Here is a 21,848-nt window from a genome sequence, read left to right as displayed (position 1 = left end):
GGCAACCCGCCACCACCCACCGGTCCAACCACGACCACCCCGCCACCGGCCGGTCCGAGCGCGGGTGTCCGGGTTCAGGTCGGCAGCAGGCGGCCGATTGTCTCCTCCAGGCGGGGCAGTGCCCGCTGGCTCGCCAGGGCCAGGGTGATCGCCGTCAGGACGCCGGCCCAGGCGACCGGGCCGAGCGGGGTGCACCCGACGGCATGGCTGACGCCCGGGATCTGTACCGCCGCGACCAGCGCCGCGGCGGAACCCAGGCAGGTGATCTGCACCAGGCGGCTCTCGCGCCGGTCCAGCCACGTCTGCACGAGCTGTGTGCCGACCACCCCGCACAGCGCCATCGTGCTGCAGCGGCGCGCGGTCCCCGGTGTGAAGCGGCCGATCAGCCAGGCCGTCACGGCGCCCAGGGTGGTGGTCAGCGCCCGGTGCCGGATCTGCTGCAGCAGGGGCGCGCCCAGGACGGCGGAGGCGTCCTCGGGCGATCCCCCACGGGCCACTACAGGCGCGTTCTCCCGCTCGGTCACCGCCACCGCCATCGACGGGAACAGGTCGGTGAAGAGGTTCACCATGAGCATCTGCCGGGTGGACAGCGGCGCCCGGCCGGACAGCAGCGTGCCGAGGATGCCGAAACCGACCTCGCCCGCGTTGCCGCCGATCAGGATGGCGATGGCGTCGGCCACGCTGTGCCACAGGGCCCGGCCCTCGCCGACCGCGTCGATCAGGACCGTGAGATCGCCGTCGGTGAGGACGATGTCGGCGGCGTTGCGCGCGGCGGCCGAACCGCGCGCGCTGATCCCGACGCCGATGTCGGCGGCCCGGATGGCCGCGGCGTCGTTGGCGCCGTCGCCGACCATGCCGACGACCCGGCCCGCGTCCCGCAGCGCCTCCACGACCTGGAGCTTCTGCTCGGGTGCCACCCGCGCCACCACGCCCGCGTCCCGCAGCATCCGGGCTCTGGCCGCCCGGTCCGCCGCCGCCAGCTCGTCGCCGGTGACCACGACGGTGTCCTCGGGCCAGCCCAGCTCGTCCGCGATGGCCCGCGCGGTCTGCGGATGGTCCCCGGTGAGCATGACCGGTCGTACGCCCGCCTCGAGCAGCCCCGCCACCAGCGCCGTGGAGGTCTCCCGCGGTACGTCGGAGAGGGCGAGCAGTCCGGTGAACTCCAGGTCTCGCAGCGGCTGTTCGACGACGTCGGCCTCCTGCTCGTCCGCGCCCAGCCGCCGTTCGGCCACCGCCAGCACCCTGAGGCCGTCCCCCGCCAGCGCCTGGGCCGCCTCGGAGGCGTGCTCCGGCAGCCCGGCGCAGGCGGGCAGCACGGTCTCCGGGGCCCCCTTGACCACGAGCACCACCGGGCCGTCCCCGCTCCGGCCGACGGCGGCGGCGTATCCGCGGGCCGCCTCGAAGGGCAGGTCCGCCAGCTGTGTCCACTCGGGGTCGGGACCGGCCGCCGCCAGCACGGCCTCGTCGGTGGCGTGCACCGGCTGCTCGGCATCGCCGCCGACGCGCGGGCAGGCGCGGGCGGCGGCCCGGACGGTTTCCGCGGACCCGGCGTCGTCGACCGGGCGCACCGTGCCGTCGGCGTCGGAGGTGCGCACCAGGCGCAGCCGGTTCTCGGTGAGCGTGCCGGTCTTGTCGAAGCAGAAGGTGTCCATGCGGCCCAGCGCCTCCAGGGTGCGCGGGGTGCGGACGAGGACACCGTCGCGGCTCAGCCGCCTTGCTGCCGCCAGCTGCGCGACGGTGGCCACCAGCGGCAGCCCCTCCGGTACGGCCGCGACGGCCACGGCCACCCCACCGCTGACCGCCTCCCGGATGGCGGTGCCGCGCACCAGCGCCAGACCCGTGACCGCGGCGCCGCCCGCCAGGGTCAACGGCAGTGCCTTGCGGGTGAGTTCCTGCAGCCGGGCCTGTACGCCGCCGGCCGGGGGCGTCCGCGCGGCCAGGTGGACGGCGCGGGCGGCCTCCGTGTGCTCACCGATGTCGACGACCACGGCACGGGCCTGGCCCGCCACCACGGTCGTACCCTCGAAGACCATGCAGCGCCGGTCGGCGACCGGGGCGTGCGGGGTCGGGTCCGTCTGTTTCTCCACCGGCAGGGACTCGCCGGTCAGGGCCGACTCGTCGACCTCCAGACCGTCCTGCCACAGCAGCCGGGCGTCGGCGGGCACCACGTCGTCGCCCTTCAGCTGGATCACATCGCCCGGATGCAGCTTGCCCGCCTCCACGGTGCGCGTACCGCCGGCCGGTGCCTCGGTCTCCGGCGGGACGAGCCGCGCCTTCTGCTGCTGCTCCGCGACCAGTCCGGACAGCGCCCGTTCGGCGCGCAGCCGCTGGAAGCCGCCGACCAGCGCGTTCAGGTCCAGGGCGCCGACGACGAGCAGGGCGTCCACGACCGAGCCGAGGATCGCCGACGCCGCCGAGCCGACCGCGAGGACGGGGGTGAGCGGGTCGTGGAGTTCGCCGCGTACGGCCCGCCCGAGCCGGTAGGACCAGCGCATGGGCGCGGCGACCGGGTGCCCGGTGACGGCGGCGGCGGCCTTGCGTGCGCGGGCGGTCAGCGCCTCGAACGCGCTGCCCTCGGCGGCCGGTTCCCGCTCCAGCCGCTCCTGGGCCTGCTCGGGATCCAGCTCGTGCCAGTGCACGCGCGCGTGCGGGTGCGGTGGCCGGGCCGCCGCCACGCCGAGCGCGGCCCGGCCCCCGGAGAGCAGGGCCGACACGGCGGCTGCGTCGACGGGGGCGTGCCGCAGCCCCGGCAGCGCGGCGAGGCGTCCGCGGCCGCCGCCCGACTCACCGACGGCCACGAGCAGCCCGGACAGCGCGGCGCCGGAGCGGGCCAGGATCTGGGCGTGCCCGCCGACCGTGCGGGCGGCCGGGATCGCGGTCAGCACCCGCCACACGTCGGGCAGCCCGTGCAGGGCGAGGAGGTCCGCGCCCCAGACCACGGCGCCGTCGTGGTCGGTGAGGGCGAGGGCGATGTCGGCGCAGCGCAGCCCCGCCAGCACGTCGCGCTCGTCGGCCGTGCGCACCCGGGCGACGGCGAGCACCGCCCCGGCGTCGCCGCGCGCCTGGTACACGACGTCGTCCAGCGGCCGGCGCGCGTCGACGACCTGGTCGGCGAGGCCGGTGAAGTCCTCCAGGGCGGGGTCGTCCACCAGCACCACGCGCAGGCGGGCCCGGCGGGCCGCGTCCAGCACCGGTTCGGCCCACGGGTCGGCCTCGCCCTCGGGCGTGCACAGCGCGCTGGAGTGCAGGACGACCGTGCCGGCCATCTCCAGCCGGCGCAGCCGGTCGGGGTCGCGGACCAGGACCCCCCTGCGGGCGAGTGCGGTGCTCAGCAGAGCGTGGAAGGCGGCGGGGCCGTACCGGGCGGCCTTCGGCGAGCCGGCGAGGACCGCCTCCGCCGCCTCGGCGCCGTCCTGCTTGACCAGCAGGGTGGCCGCGGCCCCCAGCACGCTGCCCGCGGAGGCGTGCTCGGCGTACTCCTGGGCCGGGGACTCCCGCAGCGGCGGGCGGGGAGCGCCGTCCGCCGGGATACTGACCCGCCCGGGCGCGCACAACTCGTCGTGCACCGCGTCGAAGGCGGCGGCGCGGGCCACCGTCTCGGCCACCTGGCAGGCCCGTAGGGCGCCGTCGAGGACGAGGGAGGTGGGGGTCTGTCCGGCACCGTGGACCGCGGCGTTCGCGCAGGCCAGCAGGAGGTCCATGCCGGTGTCCCCGAGCCGGGCGCGCAGCCGGGCGCGAAAGCGCGGGTTCTCCCGCAGCAGCGTCACCACCGCGGTGGCCAGGCGCGGCGAGGGCGGCAGCCGGAGCGCGTACGCGGTGACCGCGCCGGCGATGCCCACCGTGTCGGCGGCGAGCGTGGCCACGGCCGCGCGCACCCCGGCCGGGTCGGCCGGATGGGTGGTCTCCTCCACGTCCCCGGCGGCCAGGAGCAGTCCGTGTCCCTCGGCCAGTTCGGCGGCGTGGTCCACGATCCGGTCGGTGGCCTCCTCCTCGGTCGCGGTCACCACCAGGCGTGCGAGCCCCTGGTCCCAGTACGCGAAGAGCACGTCGGGCCGCTCGGCCAGAGCCGCGGCCACTCGGCGCGCCACGTGTGCCGTGCCGCCCGCGCGCCGCACCTGCTCGGGCTCGACGGGCCGCAGGGCGAGATGGGCACGGGTGCCGGCCCGCCAGTGGTCGCCGGTGCCGGGCAGCGCGTTGCGCGCGACCCGCGCCACTCGTACGGCGGCGTCCGCGCCGCGCACTCCGGCGCGCGCCGTCCCCGCGGCGGCACCGGCGGCCGCTCCGACCGCCGGCGCCAGCAGCCGTGGTGCGGAGGGCAGCAGCCGTACGGCCGCCGAGGGCACCGTCAGCAGTCGCAGCGCCATGGTCCTCCTCAGAACGTGGTGCGGTCGGGCCGCGCCGTGGGACCGAGCGGCCCGCTGGATGGCTTGCCCACCGCGCCTTCGTCACTGCGGGTGGTCCGGGCACCTGCGGAGGTCTCCGTGGTTTCCGATGTCCCGGCGCCACCGGACGACCCTGTGGTGCCGGACGCACCGCTGGTCCGGGATGCCTGGGCGCCGCCGCCCGGCCCGGCCCTGCCGGTCTGCCCGGCGGTGCCCGATGTCCGGCCGGCCCGGGATGCGGCGGCACTTCCGTGTGCCTCTGCGCTGCGGGCCGTCCGGCTGCTTCCGGGCGTCCTGGTGCCGCCGGTGGTCCGGCTGCTTCCGTGTGCCCCGGTGCTGTCGGCTGTCCGGCTCTGTCCGGAAGCCTCAGCCGCCCCGGCAGCCTCGACCCCGGCCTCCGCGGCCCCGGCGTCCCAGGCCCCGCCGGAGGTTCCGGCATCCGCCCCACCCTTGCCGCCGGCACCCTGGGACCGCCCGCCGTGGCCGGTCCGGAGGGTCGCGGTGCCGAGGTCATGGGCGCGCTCGGGACCTTGCGCGGCCCCGTTCCCGCCGTCCGCCGGATGCTTGGGCCGGGGCTGGGTGAGCCAGGCCACGGCCGCGCCGGTGAGGGCCACGGGCCACTCGACCACGCCCGCGGCGCCGAGCACTCCGGCCCCCGCGTAGACCGCGATGCGCCGTCCACGGGGCGAGACCGCGCCGACCTTGTCCAGGGCTCCCTCGGCGGTCCTGCCCACCATCCCGGCGCCGGGCACCCTGCGCAGAACCGAGGCGGCGCCGCGCAGGGGCGCCGTGAGGGCCGACGACGACTTCTGCTCAGCCATGACACTCCTCGGGTGAGATCGTCTTGCGTGCCCCACCGAGTGCCCGAAACCGTGCTGGTCATCCCCGCTACTCGCCCGGGGATGCCCACTTCCCAGGGAACGCCTCGTACCGCGCCCGCGCCACCCGCACCGCGCGAGCGACCCGCCGCGTACGTCTCTCCGCGGCCCCTGGAGAAGCCCTTCGGGCACGCGTGAGGGCAGGACCCGGTAGTCCTCGGGGTTCAGGTGCGGCCAGTCCGCGGCCTGGAGGTCGGGCAGCGGCCTGTCCGGTGCCGAGGAGGCACGTACGGAAGGTCGGGCAGCGGCCGGTCCGGTGCCGAGGAGGCACGTACGGCAGGCCTCGCGCTCCCCCGCCGGGTCGTCGTACGGCGTGTTGCCGCCGGACGGCGTGCGGGTCGCCCCGCCCTGGGCGTGGGCGCGGACCACGATGTGCCGCTACCCGGCGACCGGGCCTCCAGACGGAAAGCACCCCCGCATCGGGCCCCATCCAGGATGAAGACACCCCGCCGGGCCCGCTCCAAGCAGAAGGCGCCACACCGTTCCCCTCCGGTCGGAAGGCGCCCCCATCAAGCCCCTCCAGACGGGAGGCACCGCCCTCAAGCCCTCCGGGACGGAAGGCGCCCGCCGTCGAGCCTCCCCCGGATGGAAGGATGCGGCGTGAGGGGAGGGCGGATGGGGCGTAGGGAGCGGGAGGCGGTCGCGCGGGCGGCCCGGCTGTACGAGGCCGCACAGGCACTGGCCGACGACCACGGCAGGGCCGTCGAGGCGGTCCGCGCGGCGCTGCAGCCGATCCAGGACGCGGCGGTGGAGCAGGCGCTCGACGGCATCCCCGTGGCGCGGCTGCAGGACGCCACGGACGGGCGGCTGCGGCTGGGCGGTGTCGACAGAAGCGGACTGCGCACGGTCCGGCAGGTGCTCGAAGCCGGTCCCTACCGTTTGCGGCAGATCCCCGGAGTCGGCCAGCGCACCGCGGACCAGATCGTCGCGGCCGCACGGCAGCTGTCCGACGCCGTCCACGACACCGTCGCCGTACACATCGACGTCGACCGGCCGGAGCCGCGGACCACGGCGCTGGTCATGGCCCTGCACGTCCTGGTGGAGGCGGGGCCCGACGCGCGGCGCGCGGTCGGCACCGCCGCCGGGCTGACGAAGCGGCTCGGCCCCCCGCTGGCCGACGCCCGCCCCGCCGCCGGGCGGCTGAGCATGCTGCTGGCCGGGCGGGCCGGGAAGGCCCGCGCGCTGGATGCGGTCGAGGAACTGCGCACGCTGGTGGCGGAGGCGGTCGAGGCCGGTACCCCCGAGGCGCTCGCACAGGCGTCGGTCGACCTGTTGCGGGGCGCGTCGAGCGACCTCGCAGCCTGGGTCGACTTCGAACTGCGTTCCGCCGAGTACTACGGCCTGCTCGCCGAGATCTCCGGGCGCGCTCCGGACACGGCCGCCGCCGAGGGGTTCCTGCCCGACGGCATCGCCGAGCGGGTGCGGGGCCAGCAGCTCGACGACTCCGGGCTGCGCGTGTCGCTGCGCGGCTACCAGGCGTTCGGCGCCCGGTTCGCCCTGGCACAGCGCAAGGTGATCCTCGGCGACGAGATGGGGCTCGGCAAGACCGTCCAGGCCATGGCCGCGCTGACGCATCTGGCCGCCGAAGGGCAGAGCCACTTCCTGGTCGTGTGCCCGGCGAGCGTCCTGGTGAACTGGACGCGCGAGATCGAGGCACGCACCTCGCTCCACGTCACGCCCCTGCATGGACCGGACCGGCACGAGGCGTTCGCCCACTGGAAGGGGCGGGGCGGCGTCGCCGTGACGACCTTCGACGCCCTGCGCGGCTTCCCGGCTCCCGGCGGGGGCGAGATCGGGATGCTGGTGGTGGACGAGGCCCACTGTGTGAAGAACCCCAAGGCCCTGCGCTCCCAGGCCGTGGCCCAGTGGGCCGGGCACTGCGAACGGGTCCTGTTCATGACGGGCACGCCGATGGAGAACCGGGTCGCCGAGTTCCGCAACCTGGTCCGGATGCTCGACGAGACCGTGGCCGAGCGCATAGGCGACGGCGCCGGACTCCCCGGCTCCGTGGCCTTCCGGAAGGCGGTCGCCCCGGTCTACCTGCGCCGCAACCAGGTGGACGTCCTCGCCGAACTGCCCGCCCTGCAGCAGACGGACGAGTGGGAGGAACCGAGCGCCTCGGACGAGGAGGCGTACCGCGAGGCGGTGCGCTCGGGCAACTTCATGGCGATGCGCAGGGCCGCGTACGCCCGCCCGGAGAGCTCCGCCAAGCTGGTCCGGCTCCGCGAGATCGTGCAGGAGGCGGGCGAGAACGGGCTCAAGGTGGTGGTGTTCTCCAACTTCCGCGACGTCCTGGGCGTGGTGAAGGACGCGCTCCACGCCGCGTCGCGGGCCGGCTCTGCGGTTGTCGGCCCGCTCACCGGGAGCGTGGCGCCCGCGCGGCGCCAGTTGCTCGTCGACGAGTTCACGGCCGTGTCCGGTCCGGCGGTGCTGCTGGCGCAGATCCAGGCGGCGGGTGTCGGACTCAACCTCCAGGCCGCCTCCGTCGTGATCATCTGCGAGCCCCAGATCAAGCCCACCGTCGAACAGCAGGCGGTGGCGCGGGCCCACCGGATGGGCCAGGTACGGCCGGTCCGGGTGCACCGGTTGCTGGCTCCGGGCGGCGTGGACGAGCGGCTGGTGGAGATGCTGCGCAGGAAGGTCCGCCTGTTCGACGCCTATGCCCGGCGCAGCGCGGTGGCGGAGGCGACGCCGGACGCCGTCGACGTGTCGGACACCGAGATGGCGCGCCGCATCGTCGCGGAGGAACAGATCCGCCTGGGCTTCCCGACCGGCCCGGCGGTCGGCGAAACCGGCGACCCGCCGCGGGCAGTCGGGGCATCCGGGGCACCAGGAGTCGAGGCCGCTCGAACGCCGGACTAAGGACGCCAGGAGTCGTCGTATCCGGGATGGCCGGCGTACGGCACGGCGAGCAGGCGCAGCGTGGTGCAGGGCGAACGCGGCGGCCCGCCCTGGCGGCAGGTGCGGCACGTGTCGTCGTCCATCATGCGGTGCTCGTCCAACAGCGCCTGCTTCGCCTCGAGTTCGCGCAGCACCCGGGCCGGATCGTGCCGGGCCACATGGGTGAGCAGCTGCACGGGATCGTCGGCCCCGAACTGCACCAGGGGCGTGTGCGTGGTCCTGCCGTCCCAGGAGGTGAGCACCTGCTCGATCTCGTCGGCCATGACGCCCCAGACCGCGCCCGGTGCACCGGCGATCGCGTCCCGGGCCACCCGCTCCTCCTCCTGGAACCGGGCGCGCAGGAACCGCACGAGAGTCACGGCGGTCAGGCGGCACGCTCCCTTCGGCCCACCGACGCGGCCAACTCGCGCTGATAGCCGGCATAGGCCGCGCGCAGGTCCTCCCCGGGCCAGTCGGCGGGGAGGAGTCGGAGTGGCAGGACGGGGTCGGTCAGCAGGTGGCGTACGGCAGCGGCATACGCGGTGAGGCGGTCCGCCGGGGTCCGGGCGGCCGCGGTGCGGGCGAGCAGGGCCCGCGCGGTGGCCGCCCAGGCGTCCAGCGGCCAGAGCCGTGCGGCCAGCTCGTGAGCGGGCTCCTCGGGTCGCGCGGTGTACGTCTGAGCGACGGAGCTCAGCATCTCCGGCAGAGCACGCTCGAGGTTGGCCGGGCGCAGCCATACGCCCTCGCGGAGTTCCGCGAGGCGCAGCGCGGCCAACCGGGTGCGCAGGTCGGCGCGTTCGGCGGGGCCGCGGCCGGTCGCCGTGATCACCACCATCTCCCAGTCGCCGTCCCACGCGCGCGTGCCCGGCCGCAGCCCCTCGTCCTGGCGCCGCTGGCGCGCCAGCAGCCGGTCGCTGAGCCGGTACACGGCGTCGGTGCGGCGCAGGTCCCCCGAGGTCACCATCCGGCTCAGCGCCGCCCGCAGCGTGGAGCCGCCGACGCCGAAGGGCTCCACCAGCCGGACCAGGTCCTTCACCGGCATCTCCGCCGGGTGCGCGCCGAGGAGCAGGCTCAGCACGACCGACCGCGCGGACAGCGGCCGCAGACCTGCCTCCGCCGGCTCGGGCGAGACGTTCATGGGCATGGACACGTACTGTACGTGCACCTCCTTGTTGCAGTATTGCTACGACCGCAGCGAGAGTGCAACATGCTCCCTATGGTCTCGATTCCCGCGCAGTCGTCTGCGCAGACGCAGCCCCAGTACGCCACGCACGAGGTCACCAACCAGGCCCCGCCCCTGGCCCCGTACGACGCTTCCGACGATCCCGCCCTGCTGGAGGGGCTGCGCCGGGAGGGCGCCGGGTGGGCCGAGGACGGCATCCGGCGCCTGGGGGTGCGCGCGGGCAGCGCCGAGGCACAGGAGTGGGGCGAGCTGGCGAACCGGCACGAGCCGGTCCTGCGCACCCACGACCGCTACGGCCACCGGGTCGACGAGGTGGAGTTCCATCCCAGCTGGCACCACCTGATGCGCACGGCGGTCGCCGAGGGCCTGGCCGGCGCCCCGTGGGCGGACGAGCGGCCCGGCGCCCATGTGGCCCGCAGCGCGGGCGGGCTGGTGTGGGGGCACACGGAGGCCGGGCACGGCTGCCCGACGTCGATGACGTACGCCGCCGTGCCCGCGCTGCGCGCACAGCCGGATCTGGCCAAGGTCTACGAACCGCTGCTCACCAGCCGGGAGTACGACCCGGAGCTGCGCGTGCCGAGCGAGAAGCCGGGTCTGCTGGCGGGGATGGGCATGACCGAGAAGCAGGGCGGGTCGGACGTCCGGACGAACACCACCGTGGCCACGCCCACCGGGGAGCCCGGTGTGTACACGCTGCGCGGGCACAAGTGGTTCACGTCGGCGCCGATGTGCGACGTGTTCCTCGTGCTCGCGCAGGCCCCGGGCGGTCTGTCGTGCTTCCTCGTGCCGCGGGTGCTGCCGGACGGCAGCCGCAACACCTTCCGCATCCAGCGCCTGAAGGACAAGCTCGGCAACCGCTCCAACGCCTCGTCCGAGCCGGAGTTCGACCGGACGGTGGCCTGGCTGGTCGGGCCGGAGGGCCGGGGTGTGAAGACCATCATCGAGATGGTCAACTGCACCCGGCTGGACTGCGTGATGTCCTCGGCGACCCTGATGCGCAAGACGCTGGTCGAGGCGGGGCATCACACCCGGCACCGCAGCGCGTTCGGCGCCCGGCTGGTCGAGCAGCCGCTGATGCGCAACGTCCTGGCCGACCTGGCGCTGGAGTCGGAGGCGGCGACGACGCTCACACTGCGGCTGGCCGGCGCGGCCGACCGCGCGGTGCGCGGGGACGCCGGAGAGCGGGCCTTCCGGCGGATCGCCACCGCCGTCGGCAAGTACTGGGTCACCAAGCGGGGCCCGGCGTTCACCGCCGAGGCCCTGGAGTGCCTGGGCGGCAACGGCTATGTCGAGGACTCCGGCATGCCCCGGCACTACCGGGAGGCTCCGCTGCTGTCGATCTGGGAGGGCTCGGGCAACGTCAACGCACTCGACGTGCTGCGCGCCCTCGGCCGCGAACCGGACAGCGCCGAGGCCCTGTTCGCCGAACTCGCCCTCGCGCGCGGGGCCGACGCCCGCCTGGACACGACGGTGGCCGCACTCAAGGACCAGTTGGCCGAAACGGACCAGGTGGGCGCCCGTCGGCTGGTCGAGCGGATGGCGCTCGCGCTGCAGGCCTCCCTGCTGGTCCGGCACGCCCCGCACCCGGTCGCGGACGCCTTCTGCGCGAGCCGGCTGGGCGGCGACTGGGGGCACGCGTTCGGCACGCTGCCCTCCGCGACCGACCTCGGCACGATCCTTGAGCGGGCCCTGCCCGGCCTGAACTGACCCCCTCCCACCAGGCGGCGGTGTTCCTCTCGGCGGCCGACTGCGGGCGATTTGCGCCCTGGCCGGTGACAGCCGACGAATCGCACACAGTCAGCGCGCAACTCCGGTCCGTTGTCAGTGCCGTGGTGCACACTCGCGATCAGGTGACACTCGCCTGGGGAGGACAACGTGTTCACGGGGATCGACGAGGTCGACTGGGCCTCGCTGCGGCACGCGTACGGCAGCGCGGAGGACGTGCCCGACTGGTTACGGGCGCTGGCGTCCGCGGACACCGCCGAGCGGGCGACCGCACTCGACGGGATGTACGCCGCGCTGCACCACCAGGGGTGCGTGTACGACTCGACGCTCGCCTGCGTCCCGTTCCTGCTCTCGCTCGTGGCCCGCGAGGAGGTGCCAGACCGGGGCGGCATCGTGGAACTGCTGGTCGGCATCGGCGCGGAGAGCGCTGACGGGGACCCGCGCGCGCGGGAGGCAGTGTGCGCGGGCGCCGAGGTCTTCGTCCGGCTCACGGGGGACCGGGACCCGGCGGTGCGCCGGGCGGCCGCCCAGGCCCTCGTGCACTTCCTGGCCGCGCCCACGAGGGTCCTGGACCTGTTACGGCAGCGGCTGCGGGCCGAGCGGGACGACGGGGTCCTGCTCGCCCTCCCGGAGGCGCTCGCCCTGTTCGTCCGCCGGTACCCCGCGCACGCCGACGCCGCGGTGGACCTGCTGGCCGAAGTGAGCGCGCCGCCGTACGCGCCGGGGCTGCGGCTCGCCGCGCTCGGCCAGCTGGCGCTCGCCGCGCCCGCCCGGCTGCCCGACGACCTGGTGCCGACGGCGGTCCGGCTGCTGCGGGAGCGCTCCGCGCACCGCGCCCGCGTCCCCGAGCCCCGTGCCACCGACTCCCTCGTCGGGCGCATATGGCGGCTGCGCCCGTCCGACGAGGAGGGCTCCCGGCTGCTGCGCACCCTGCACACCGCGCTCGGCGACCGCGTGGTCGACCGGACCGCGCTCCTCGGCGGGCAGTTGACCGGTGCGGACCCGGTGGACCGGTGCCACGGCGTGTGGATGGCGGCGGCGCTGCTGCGCGGCTGGCGCGGCGACCACGGCGGCACGGTCCGGCTGCTCGGCGCTCAACTGGCGGCGGAGCACGACTGGTTGCGGGACGCGGCGGCCGCCGTGCTGGCAGAGCTGTTCGTGCTGGCGGCGCCCGCCGCGGACGACCTGCACACCCTGGTGTGCGCCCGGCCCGACCTGTGGACGCACCGCGTGGAGCGCGACTCCCGCACGCTGGGCGGTCCGCTCAAGGCGCTGGCCAGGAGCGGCGATCCGCGGGCGGTCCCGGCCCTGGCCCACCTGCTGGCCGGCCCGGCCGCACCGGTGGACCTGGGGTTCGCACTGGCCCACCTGGGCGCCGCCGCGGCCCCGCTCGCCCCCGCGGTGCGGCACCGGCTCGGGCGGATTCCCCTGGACTCCCCCTCCGCCGCCCGGCTCGCCGCCCCGCTGCTGGCGGCGGTCAGCGCCGTCGGGGACGAGGACGCCGTTCCGGAGATGCTGCGGCTGCTGTCGGGCGGCCCCGGCGGACCGGGGGCGCGGGACGACGCGGTCGCCAGCCAGGTCATCGGAACGCTGGAGGTGCTGGGCGCCACCGCGCGGGCGGTACCGGCCCTCTGCGCGCTCCTGGGCACCCGGCATGCCGCCGCGGCCGCCGGTGCGCTCTGGTCGGCGCAGCAGGACGCCTCCGCCGTACTCCCCGTGCTGCTGCGGGAGTTGACCCAGGGTGATCCGGCGGGCCGGCGCCTGGCCGCCGTCCAGCTCGGCCGTCTGGGGCCCGCCGCGCGCGCCGCGCTGCCCGCGCTGCGCCGCATGGCCCGGTCGCGGTCCGTGCGGGAGCGGGTGCCGGCCGTGTGCGCGCTGTGGCGCATCGACGCGGATCCCGAGCCGGTCCTGCCGGTGTTCCGGGAGGCCTGGGCCGAGGACCCGCACAGCCGCCGCCCGATCGCCCGGTGCCTGACCGCGATGGGTCCGGCCGCCGCACCGCTTCGGCACCTGGCAGAAGCGGAACTATCCGCTCCACGCCGCCACCTGGCCCCTGTGGCCGGAGGCGGCGGACAGGGCATACCGGAGGACGAGGCGCTGCTGAGCGCGTGCCGGGAGGCGCTGGCGGGGTGCTAGTGGATTGGGTGAACAGACACTCTCCCGATCGCACGAGTACGGGACCGGAGCCGTCCGGCTCGAAGGCGGCGATGCCCCAACGCTTCTGATTCCACGTCGAGTTGCGGTGCAACTCGTCCGTGACGGCCTTCTCGGCGGCTTCAGCGAAGCAGGTCCCTGCCGTGTCGCTGCTCGGCAGGCCTCGGCGGGCAGGCCTCCATCGCCCGTGCCTCGATTCGGGCAAGGTCAACCGGTGGGGACAACGCGTCGGCCGGGCAACAGATCTGACGGTCCTCCGGGCGCCGCCGGTCCCAGCCGGACGGGGACCCGAGGCTGCCGCCCGTGGTCAGACCATCCGTCCCCACTGGGGTCCGAGCCGCGCCCACTCCGTGTCCCAGGCATGCATGCGGCGGCGTTCCAGACGGCCGCGCAGGGCGAGGCCGCCGACGAAGGGGACGGCCGCCGCGCCCACGCCCACGAGGCAGCCGATCAGGGTGCCCCGGAAGGCGGCCTCTGCGGCGGAGGCGGGACGGCCGACGAGCCGCCCCTGCGGGTCCGTCCAGACCGTGACCGGCGTGCCCGACCTGCTGCCGGGCTGCACCCGGACCTGACCGGTGTGGGCGGAGCCGTCGGCCATGGTCCAGCCCACCTTGGCCCAGACGCGTTCACCGGCGGAGGCGTGACGGTGCGTGGGGGAGGTTCCGGGGGCCCGTCCCATCACATGGGCGACGACGGGACGCCAGGCCGCCCGCTCTCGCGCGAGCCCGTCCTCCACCACCCCGGCTGCCACGAGGCCTGCCGAGACCCCCGCCAGAACGGTCAGCAGCCAGGCGCCGAGCAGCACCCAGGCCTCCACCACGTCGGCCCGGCGTTTGAGCGGGTTGCGCCGCCAGCGCCACAGCCACACCTTCGGACCACGGAACGCCTTCAAAGGCATCCTCCTCACGAGCGCACCGACCGGCCGGACCGCCCTCCCATACGCGGGAGATCGCTCCGTTGCTCACGACGAGCCGTCTCCCCGACGGTCGCACGAGACGCCCCTCTCGCGCAGGCGCATACCGCAACGGGCCCTGGCCGATCTCCGTCACAGGCCGACGACACCGCAGTGACCTGCGGAAACGTGCACACCTGGGGAGACTGTCAGTGGTGGGGTGCACACTGGCCGATATCCGACGACTAGCTGTCTCACGACTACCTGGACGAAGGCGTCCCGGAGGTGATCGGCATGACCGAGGTACTGCTGGCGGTGGGCACCCGCAAAGGCCTGTTCATCGGGCGGCGCAGGGGCGGCACCTGGGAGTTCGACGACAGTCCGTATTTCAACGCGCAGGCGGTCTACTCGGTCGCGATCGACACCCGGGAGGACCGGCCGCGGCTGCTGGCGGGCGGCGACAGCGCGCACTGGGGCCCGTCGGTCTTCCACTCCGACGACCTCGGCCGCACCTGGACCGAACCGCCGCAGCCGGCCGTCAAGTTCCCCCAGGACACCGGCGCCTCCCTGGAGCGCGTCTGGCAGCTGCACCCGGCCGCCGCGGAGCCCGGCGTGGTGTACGCGGGCACGGAACCGGCGGCGCTGTACCGCTCGGAGGACCGCGGCGAGAGCTTCGAGTTGGTCCGGCCGCTGTGGGAGCATCCGACGCGCTCACGGTGGGTCCCGGGCGGCGGCGGTGAGGGCCTGCACACCGTGGTCACCGACGCCCGCGATCCCCGTGCGGTGACCGTGGCCGTCTCCACGGCCGGGGTGTTCCGCTCCGCCGACGGCGGTGCGAGCTGGGCGCCGTCCAACTCCGGCGTGTCCGCGGTCTTCCTGCCGGACCCGAACCCGGAGTTCGGCCAGTGCGTGCACAAGATCGCCAAGGACGCGGGCGACCCGGACCGGCTGTATCTGCAGAACCACTGGGGGGTGTACAGAAGCGACGACGCGGGCGCGCACTGGACCGACATCGGCGCGGATCTGCCGTCCACGTTCGGCTTCGCGGTGGCCACCCATCCGCGCCGGGCCGACACGGCGTACGTGTTCCCGATCAACGCCGACGCGGACCGGGTGCCCGCCGAGCACCGCTGCCGGGTCTTCCGCACCGCGGACGCGGGCCGGACCTGGGAGCCACTGTCCAAGGGTCTGCCGGAGGAGGACCACTACGGCACGGTGCTGCGGGACGCCCTGTGCACTGACGACGCCGACCCGGCGGGTGTCTACTTCGGCAACCGCAACGGCGAGGTGTTCGCCTCGGCCGACGACGGAGACAGCTGGCAGCAGCTGGCGTCGCATCTGCCGGACGTGCTGTGCGTGCGGGCGGCGGTGATCGGCTGACACGGGCGGGGCGGGCCGCAGGGGGCGTCGCCGCCGGATCGCTACCCAGGCAGCCGAGGCACTCCGCCCGGTCGCAAACCAGGTCGCCGGCGTCTCGCCCCCGGCTTCCCCGCCGGCGCACTCCCCCGGCCGCACCTGTGGGCAGCCCTCGCAGCCTGCCTCTTACCAGGACGGCCTCGACGACCGCGGAGTCGCCGCCCACACCTCGCGGACCGGCCAACGGGGGACGGCAAGGAAACCCGGCAGTGCACTTGGTGGTACCGGGGGAAACCGAGCGGTCGCGCCTTCCGTCAGGAGGGCGAAGCGCCGGTGTACAGGCAGTGCTTGCTCGGTTGGCGGTGATGCCGACCGACCGTGCCGTCGCCCGCCGCGCGCGATTGCCGTTCGGGGAAGTCGGTCGATGCTCCTGCGGCACTCCACCGCCCGCCGGAGTCCACGGCGCGCACGCCGCGAATGCTCGGGGAAGCAGCGCATCGAGGTCGAGCACGCGCTCGACGACGTGGAGCCAGCTGGGTGCCCGCATACGCCCGGGAACGGCACGGGGGCCATGTGCCGCGACATGGACGATCCGGGCCATGGACATGAGGACCCGCTGCTCGGACCTGCTCTTCGCGGCCGCGACTCGGGCACGCGGCAGCGTGGCGTCTTCTGGCACGGCAGGCCCAGCCCGTTCCTCGACAGCTCATGGGTGGAGACGGAGCACGGCGGCGGGTGGCATGCTCAACACCAGCCCGGACCGGCGGCTGGAGTCAACGCATAGAGCTTCCAGCAGAGCACCGTGTCCGGCTCGGCGCTCGTCAGCGGTTCATCGGCTTCCCCGGCGCTGCTTCATGGTGGCAAAGGCGACGGCCGGCCCGATCTGGGTGAGGCCGGCCGTCGGCGACGTACACAGGCCGGTTCAGCGCTGCAGGGTGAGGACAGCCGGCCGCCAGGGCAGTTGGTCGTAGGGGCCGCTCGCGGTGGGGGACTTGCCCTGGTAGAGGAACTGCAGGTTGCAGGGGTCGATGGTCATGGTCTGGTCGGGGTTGTTGCGGACCAGGTCACCGTGGCTGATGTCGTTGGTCCAGGTGGCGCCGCTGTTGGCCTTGCCGGCGAAGGGGTTGCTCTCGGTGGCGGCCTGCGGGGTCCACGAACCGTTCAGGCTGGAGGCCGTGAAGGAGCGGAAGTAGCGCTGCTCATTCGCACCCCGCGCCTCGACGATCATGAGGTACTGGTTCTGGCCCTGGACCTTGTAGACCTGCGGCGCCTCGAACAGGTTCTTCACCGTGTCGCTCATGACCGTCGTGTAGGACGAGCCGAAGCTGCCCGGGAAGTTCCCGATCGGCATGCTCGCCCGGTAGATCTTGCCGTTGTCGCCGGCGAAGAACAGGTAGATGTTCTGGTCGTCGGCGATCAAGGTCTGGTCGATCGGGGCGGCCCCGGGGATGCTGCCGGTGAACAGCGGCTGCGGCGCGGACCAGCCGCCCGGGTTGGTGGGGTCGCTCGACGTGCGGTAGACGAAGGGCCATGCACCCCACTGGTACGCCAGCACCCAGATCTTCTTGGGTGCGAAGTAGAACAGCGTGGGCGCCACCGCGGACTGGCTCATCCCGGTCTGGCCGGCCGACGCCATGTCCGACCAGTTCGTGAAGGGCCTGAACATCATCGAGCCGTACGACGACCCCGACACGTTCGACGCGTAGACCAGGTGCTTGCCGTTGTACGTCACGTTGGTGAAGTCCTTCAGCGAGACCCACCCGTTCGCCGGCTGCGCCAGCGCACCCGTCGACGTCCACCGGTACGCCGACGGCAGAGAACACGTGCCGTCCCCCGGCGGGGTCGTCCCGGACAGGCCGGTCCACTTCTGGTTGCTGCCCCCGTTGCACGTCCAGATCTGCGCCGCTGTGCCGTTGGCCGTACCGGAGCCCGTAACCTCCAGGCACAGCCCGGACTCCACGCCGACGACAGTGCCGTCGGAGTTCACCCGCCACTGCTGGTTCGCACCGCCGGAGCAGGTCCAGATCTGCACCCGGGTACCGGCCGCGGTGGCGTGGCCCGGAACATCCAGGCACTTGTTGCCGTACACGGTGAGCTGGTTGCTGTCCGTCAACGTCCACTGCTGGTTGGTCCCGCCCCAGCAGTCATAGATCTGCAGATACGTGCCGTCGGTCTGGCTGGCGCCCGGCACATCGAGACACCGGCCGGAACCAACACCGCGCAAGGCGCCGCTGGAAGCCGCCTGAGCCGGGGCGGCGACGAGCATCGCCGCCAACGCGGCCAGGGCCGCAACCACGGCGGCGAGCACCACTGACGGATGCCTGCGGCTGGAACTTCCTCTGCGCATGGATACTCCCTAGACCCTGAGTAGGCGGTTCCGGTTGGCCTCGTCAGAGGCTGGCCGGACTGTAGGCGGGGTGCGCTGTGCAGCAGTCCGCGAGCACCACGGCGGACTGGGGCAGTTGATGAGTCCATGACATATGAAACCGTGACAATTGCATCCGCTACATACACATGCGGCATGGCCCTTGCGATTCCGACTTCAGGCGGGTGCTGCCCGGCCTGGCCTTACTGTGCGATCGAGCGGCCCGAAGTGTTCGTTATATCGAACAAAGGTCGAACCATCGAGCAACCCGATGATAGAGAACCGGTGAACGCCGTCAACACCTCTCGCATGTATCGCCTCAAACGCCGAAACATTCGCACCACCACGCGCCGACCAGCGCACGCCATACCGTCAAATGGCTGGCTCATAAGCGACTTGACCCCAGAAGGGAGCGATGTGCGGACGGTGTCGACACTCGGTCGACCCTGCCTCCAGCGTCCCTGACAACGAAATCCGCACGCCGCCGACGCCAGCACCGGGGCCGCCGTCCGCTTACCGGTTGACCGAAAGTTTCGTCCAACAATCGGAAATTACTTCGGCCGGAAGTATTGACGATCCACGGTCACACCTCAATCATCCCTGTCTGAGAAAGCGGCCCTGGTTCGAGATTCCGGGCTGTATCGGCCTGGGCAATCCATGTTGCACGGCAGGTCAGCGACCAGCTGCACGGCAGACCCGCGCACCACATCACCTGCGCCACCCCGTTCCGTTCCGGTGAGGTTCGCACCAGCGCATCCTGGCTCTTCCCGCAGTTGGAGAGGCATGCGACGCCGTGTGACGGTCCCCCGGCTGAGCCGCGCTGGAGTACCCCATGCCTGTGTCGAGACGTGGAACACGCCCGCCGCCCGCCGCCCGCCGCCCGCCGCCCGCCGCCCGCCGCCCGCCGCCCGCCGTACGTCGCCCGACGGCCGACCGGGTGCGGCGCCCGTGCCGTTGGCGTCATCCCGGCCCCAATGACTGCGGTGTCCGGTGATTCCGTCCTGCCCGGGCTCCGACCTGCCCCGTCCGTCTGCCGGCCGGGGCCGGACGACGCAATCCCCTGCGCTTCAGTCGATCAGCGATTTCTACCTCGGAGGCACAGTCATGGGCTCGTATGCCCTTCCCAGATCCGTTACCCGCCGGAAGATCCGCAGCCTGCTGCTGACGCTGGTCGTCGGCGTCCTCGGTGCGGTCACCGCACTGGCCGCACCGCCGACCGCACACGCCGCCGAGAACACGCTTGGCGCCGCGGCGGCACAGAGCGGCCGCTACTTCGGCACCGCCATCGCCTCCGGCAGGCTGGGCGACTCGGCGTACACGACGATCGCAAGCCGTGAGTTCAACATGGTGACGGCCGAGAACGAGATGAAGATCGACGCCACCGAACCACAGCGGGGCCAGTTCAACTTCAGCGCCGGCGACCGCGTCTACAACTGGGCGGTGCAGAACGGCAAGCGGGTGCGTGGCCACACACTGGCCTGGTACGCCCAGCAGCCCGGCTGGATGCAGAGCCTCAGCGGCAGCTCACTGCGCCAAGCGATGATCGACCACATCAACGGCGTCATGGGCCACTACAAGGGCAAGATCGCCCAGTGGGACGTCGTGAACGAGGCCTTCGCCGACGGCAATTCGGGAGGTCGGCGGGACTCCAACCTGCAACGCACGGGCAACGACTGGATCGAGGTCGCCTTCCGCACCGCGCGCGCCGCCGACCCGGCGGCCAAGCTCTGCTACAACGACTACAACATCGAGAACTGGACCTGGGCCAAGACCCAGGCCGTGTACGCCATGGTCCGGGACTTCAAGCAGCGCGGCGTGCCGATCGACTGCGTCGGGTTCCAGTCGCACTTCAACAGCGGCAGCCCCTACAACAGCAACTTCCGCACCACCCTGCAGAATTTCGCCGCCCTCGGCGTCGACGTGGCCATCACCGAACTCGACATACAGGGCGCCTCGGCCTCGACCTACGCCAACGTGACCAACGACTGCCTGGCCGTCCCGCGCTGCCTCGGCATCACCGTCTGGGGTGTGCGCGACACCGACTCCTGGCGATCGGGGGACACGCCGCTGCTGTTCAACGGCGACGGCAGCAAGAAGCCTGCCTACACCGCCGTCCTCAACGCACTCAACGGCGGCGGCTCCACGACGCCCCCTGCGGATGGCGGACAGATCAAGGGCGTCGGTTCGGGCCGTTGCCTGGACGTGCCCGGAGCCGGCACCACCGACGGCACACAGCTCCAGCTGTGGGACTGCCACAGCGGCACCAACCAGCAGTGGACGTACACCGACGCCGGCGAGCTCAGGGTCTACGGCAACAAATGCCTTGACGCCGCCGGCACAGGCAACGGTTCCAAAGTCCAGATCTACAGCTGCTGGGGCGGCGACAACCAGAAATGGCGCCTCAACTCCGACGGATCCATCGTCGGCGTCCAGTCCGGCCTCTGCCTCGACGCCGTCTCGGGCGGCACCGCCAACGGCACCCTGATCCAGCTCTACTCCTGCTCGAACGGCAACAACCAACGCTGGACCCGTACCTGAGGGGGCCTGCCACAAACGAAGGGGTGAAGCCGTGACAGCCCACGGTGCGGCTTCTCCCGCCCCTCCGCAAGGACATCGTTGACGGTCCCAGGTCGCCGCCGTGGTGGCGGCGACCTCGCGATCGGGATGCTCGCCGCGGTGCATCCGGCGCCCGCCGAGGCGGCGAGGGCGAACACCGTGGCCGAGAGTCCGTCCTGCTCAGGGCTGAGCAGACTGCGGCAACCAGCTCACCCGGGGATCCGCCCTCGCTCGCTTCGGACACCGGCTCGCACTCGGCTGCCGCCATCCCAGAGTGCGGGTGCGCGTCGCCTTTCCCCGACAGGACGTGCCAGCCGGCGATTGACCCGCGCTGTCTGATCCGGGACAACACCGTCACGTTCCGTCAGAATCAGCGTCGAACGAGCGGCAAGACATTTGCCGAACCCGGCCCTCACGGAGTTGAGGCTAAGCGTTCTCGACCCGCGCCCCGCTGCGAAACCGCAGGTGAGACATGCGGCAGGAACCTGCATCATGCTCCACGCGGTGGACCTACGGAAACATGTCGGCACGACCCGCACGCAACCTGGGAAACCAGAAGAACAGCAGGTCAGACGCCCTTTGCTGCGGGCTCAAGAATAGCCACGCACTCCACGTGCGACGTCATCGAGAGCACGTCGACGGCCCTTCTGAGACACGGCGGGCGAAGGCTCTGACTCAAGTCGGAGGCGTGCTCAAGCCGGAGTCGTGCCCCACGCCCGACGAGAGCCCTGCACCTCGGGTAAAGGGCCACCGTCCTCCGAGCCGTCACACGCACCACGGCTTACGGCAGGCGCCAGTCCACCGGCTGCGCGCCCTGCTGGATCAGCAGGTCGTTGGCCCGGCTGAACGGGCGCGAGCCGAAGAAACCGCGATCCGCCGACATCGGTGACGGGTGGGCGGACTCGATCGCAGGGAGATCCCCCAGCAGCGGGCGCAGATTGCGCGCGTCACGCCCCCACAGGACGGACACCAGAGGTTTACCCCGCGCGGCCAGCGCACGGATCGCCTGCTCGGTGACCTCCTCCCAGCCCTGCCCGCGGTGCGCACCCGGCTTGCGCGGGGCTGTCGTCAACGCCCTGTTGAGCAACAGCACACCCTGCTGCGTCCACGGCGTCAGATCGCCGTTCGACGGCCTGGGCAGCCCCAGGTCGGTGTGCATCTCCCGGAAGATGTTCTCCAGACTGCCCGGCAGCGAACGCACCTCCGGCGAGACCGCGAAACTCAACCCGATGGCCATCCCCGGCGTGGGATAGGGATCCTGGCCGACAATCAGGACGCGAACATCATCGAACGGCTGCTGGAAGGCCCTCAGGACATTCGCCCCGGACGGCAGGTAGGTCCGGCCGGCCGCTATCTCGGCCCGGAGGAAGTCCCCCATCGCAGCGATACGTTCGGCTGCAGGCTCAAGGGCCTTCGCCCAGCCTGCTTCAACAAGTTCATGCAAGGGTCGTGGTGCCACAGCGCGTCACCCTACTTG

General features: G+C 73.2%; 12 protein-coding genes. 5 read left to right on the top strand and 7 right to left on the bottom strand.

Annotated features, from left to right (window positions below; translation table 11 throughout):
* Positions 1 to 74 precede the first annotated feature (74 nt).
* Together LMU33_RS03790 and LMU33_RS41885 are read right to left on the bottom strand one after the other, a co-directional pair.
* The gene (locus LMU33_RS03790) at positions 75 to 4,364 is read right to left on the bottom strand and encodes a cation-translocating P-type ATPase (RefSeq protein WP_228617330.1); all 4,290 of its coding nucleotides are present in this window, start codon (positions 4,362 to 4,364) and stop codon (positions 75 to 77) included.
* A gap of 8 nt (positions 4,365 to 4,372) precedes the next feature.
* Positions 4,373 to 5,203 (bottom strand): hypothetical protein, encoded by an 831-nt coding sequence (locus LMU33_RS41885; protein ID WP_372477864.1) that lies wholly within the window; start codon positions 5,201 to 5,203, stop codon positions 4,373 to 4,375.
* A gap of 672 nt (positions 5,204 to 5,875) precedes the next feature.
* On the opposite strand from LMU33_RS41885, the gene LMU33_RS03780 reads away from it, so the two are divergent.
* Positions 5,876 to 8,122 (top strand): DEAD/DEAH box helicase, encoded by a 2,247-nt coding sequence (locus tag LMU33_RS03780; protein ID WP_228617328.1) that lies wholly within the window; start codon positions 5,876 to 5,878, stop codon positions 8,120 to 8,122.
* Here the strand turns inward: LMU33_RS03780 and LMU33_RS03775 are convergent.
* A complete protein-coding gene (locus LMU33_RS03775; RefSeq protein ID WP_228617327.1) occupies positions 8,119 to 8,520 on the bottom strand; it encodes a DUF6221 family protein in 402 nt (133 codons plus the stop codon). The two genes, LMU33_RS03780 and LMU33_RS03775, sit on opposite strands and share 4 nt — an antisense overlap.
* Before the next feature lie 5 nt (positions 8,521 to 8,525).
* The gene (locus LMU33_RS03770) at positions 8,526 to 9,284 is read right to left on the bottom strand and encodes a PaaX family transcriptional regulator C-terminal domain-containing protein (protein WP_228617325.1); all 759 of its coding nucleotides are present in this window, start codon (positions 9,282 to 9,284) and stop codon (positions 8,526 to 8,528) included.
* 63 nt (positions 9,285 to 9,347) lie between these two features.
* On the opposite strand from LMU33_RS03770, the gene LMU33_RS03765 reads away from it, so the two are divergent.
* Together LMU33_RS03765 and LMU33_RS03760 are read left to right on the top strand one after the other, a co-directional pair.
* Complete coding sequence (locus tag LMU33_RS03765) at positions 9,348 to 11,030, top strand: DNA alkylation response protein (protein ID WP_228617324.1); 1,683 nt, start codon at positions 9,348 to 9,350, stop codon at positions 11,028 to 11,030.
* Between the two features lie 168 nt (positions 11,031 to 11,198).
* The gene (locus LMU33_RS03760; protein WP_228617322.1) at positions 11,199 to 13,184 is read left to right on the top strand and encodes a HEAT repeat domain-containing protein; all 1,986 of its coding nucleotides are present in this window, start codon (positions 11,199 to 11,201) and stop codon (positions 13,182 to 13,184) included.
* A 325-nt stretch (positions 13,185 to 13,509) separates the two neighbouring features.
* Here LMU33_RS03760 and LMU33_RS03755 read toward each other — a convergent pair whose 3' ends face one another.
* Positions 13,510 to 14,100, bottom strand: coding sequence for an Rv1733c family protein (locus LMU33_RS03755; RefSeq protein WP_228617321.1), 591 nt, complete (start codon positions 14,098 to 14,100; stop codon positions 13,510 to 13,512).
* Positions 14,101 to 14,388: 288 nt separating this feature from the next.
* Here LMU33_RS03755 and LMU33_RS03750 point away from each other — a divergent pair, with 288 nt between their 5' ends.
* Entirely contained in the window at positions 14,389 to 15,474 is a 1,086-nt protein-coding gene (locus LMU33_RS03750) for a WD40/YVTN/BNR-like repeat-containing protein (RefSeq protein ID WP_228617319.1), read from the top strand.
* 898 nt (positions 15,475 to 16,372) lie between these two features.
* On the opposite strand, the gene LMU33_RS03745 is transcribed toward LMU33_RS03750, so the two are convergent.
* Positions 16,373 to 17,797, bottom strand: a complete 1,425-nt coding sequence (locus tag LMU33_RS03745; protein ID WP_228617318.1) for a non-reducing end alpha-L-arabinofuranosidase family hydrolase — start codon at positions 17,795 to 17,797, stop codon at positions 16,373 to 16,375.
* Between the two features lie 1,122 nt (positions 17,798 to 18,919).
* Between LMU33_RS03745 and LMU33_RS03740 the strand changes: the two genes are divergently transcribed.
* Positions 18,920 to 20,353 (top strand): endo-1,4-beta-xylanase, encoded by a 1,434-nt coding sequence (locus LMU33_RS03740; RefSeq protein ID WP_228617316.1) that lies wholly within the window; start codon positions 18,920 to 18,922, stop codon positions 20,351 to 20,353.
* 799 nt (positions 20,354 to 21,152) lie between these two features.
* On the opposite strand, the gene LMU33_RS03735 is transcribed toward LMU33_RS03740, so the two are convergent.
* A complete protein-coding gene (locus LMU33_RS03735; RefSeq protein ID WP_228617314.1) occupies positions 21,153 to 21,830 on the bottom strand; it encodes a uracil-DNA glycosylase in 678 nt (225 codons plus the stop codon).
* Between the last annotated feature and the right edge of the window lie 18 nt (positions 21,831 to 21,848).

Source organism: Streptomyces barringtoniae (genome assembly GCF_020819595.1).
Classification (GTDB): Bacteria; Actinomycetota; Actinomycetes; order Streptomycetales; family Streptomycetaceae; genus Streptomyces; species Streptomyces barringtoniae.
This window is presented reverse-complemented; position numbering and strand designations above follow the sequence as displayed.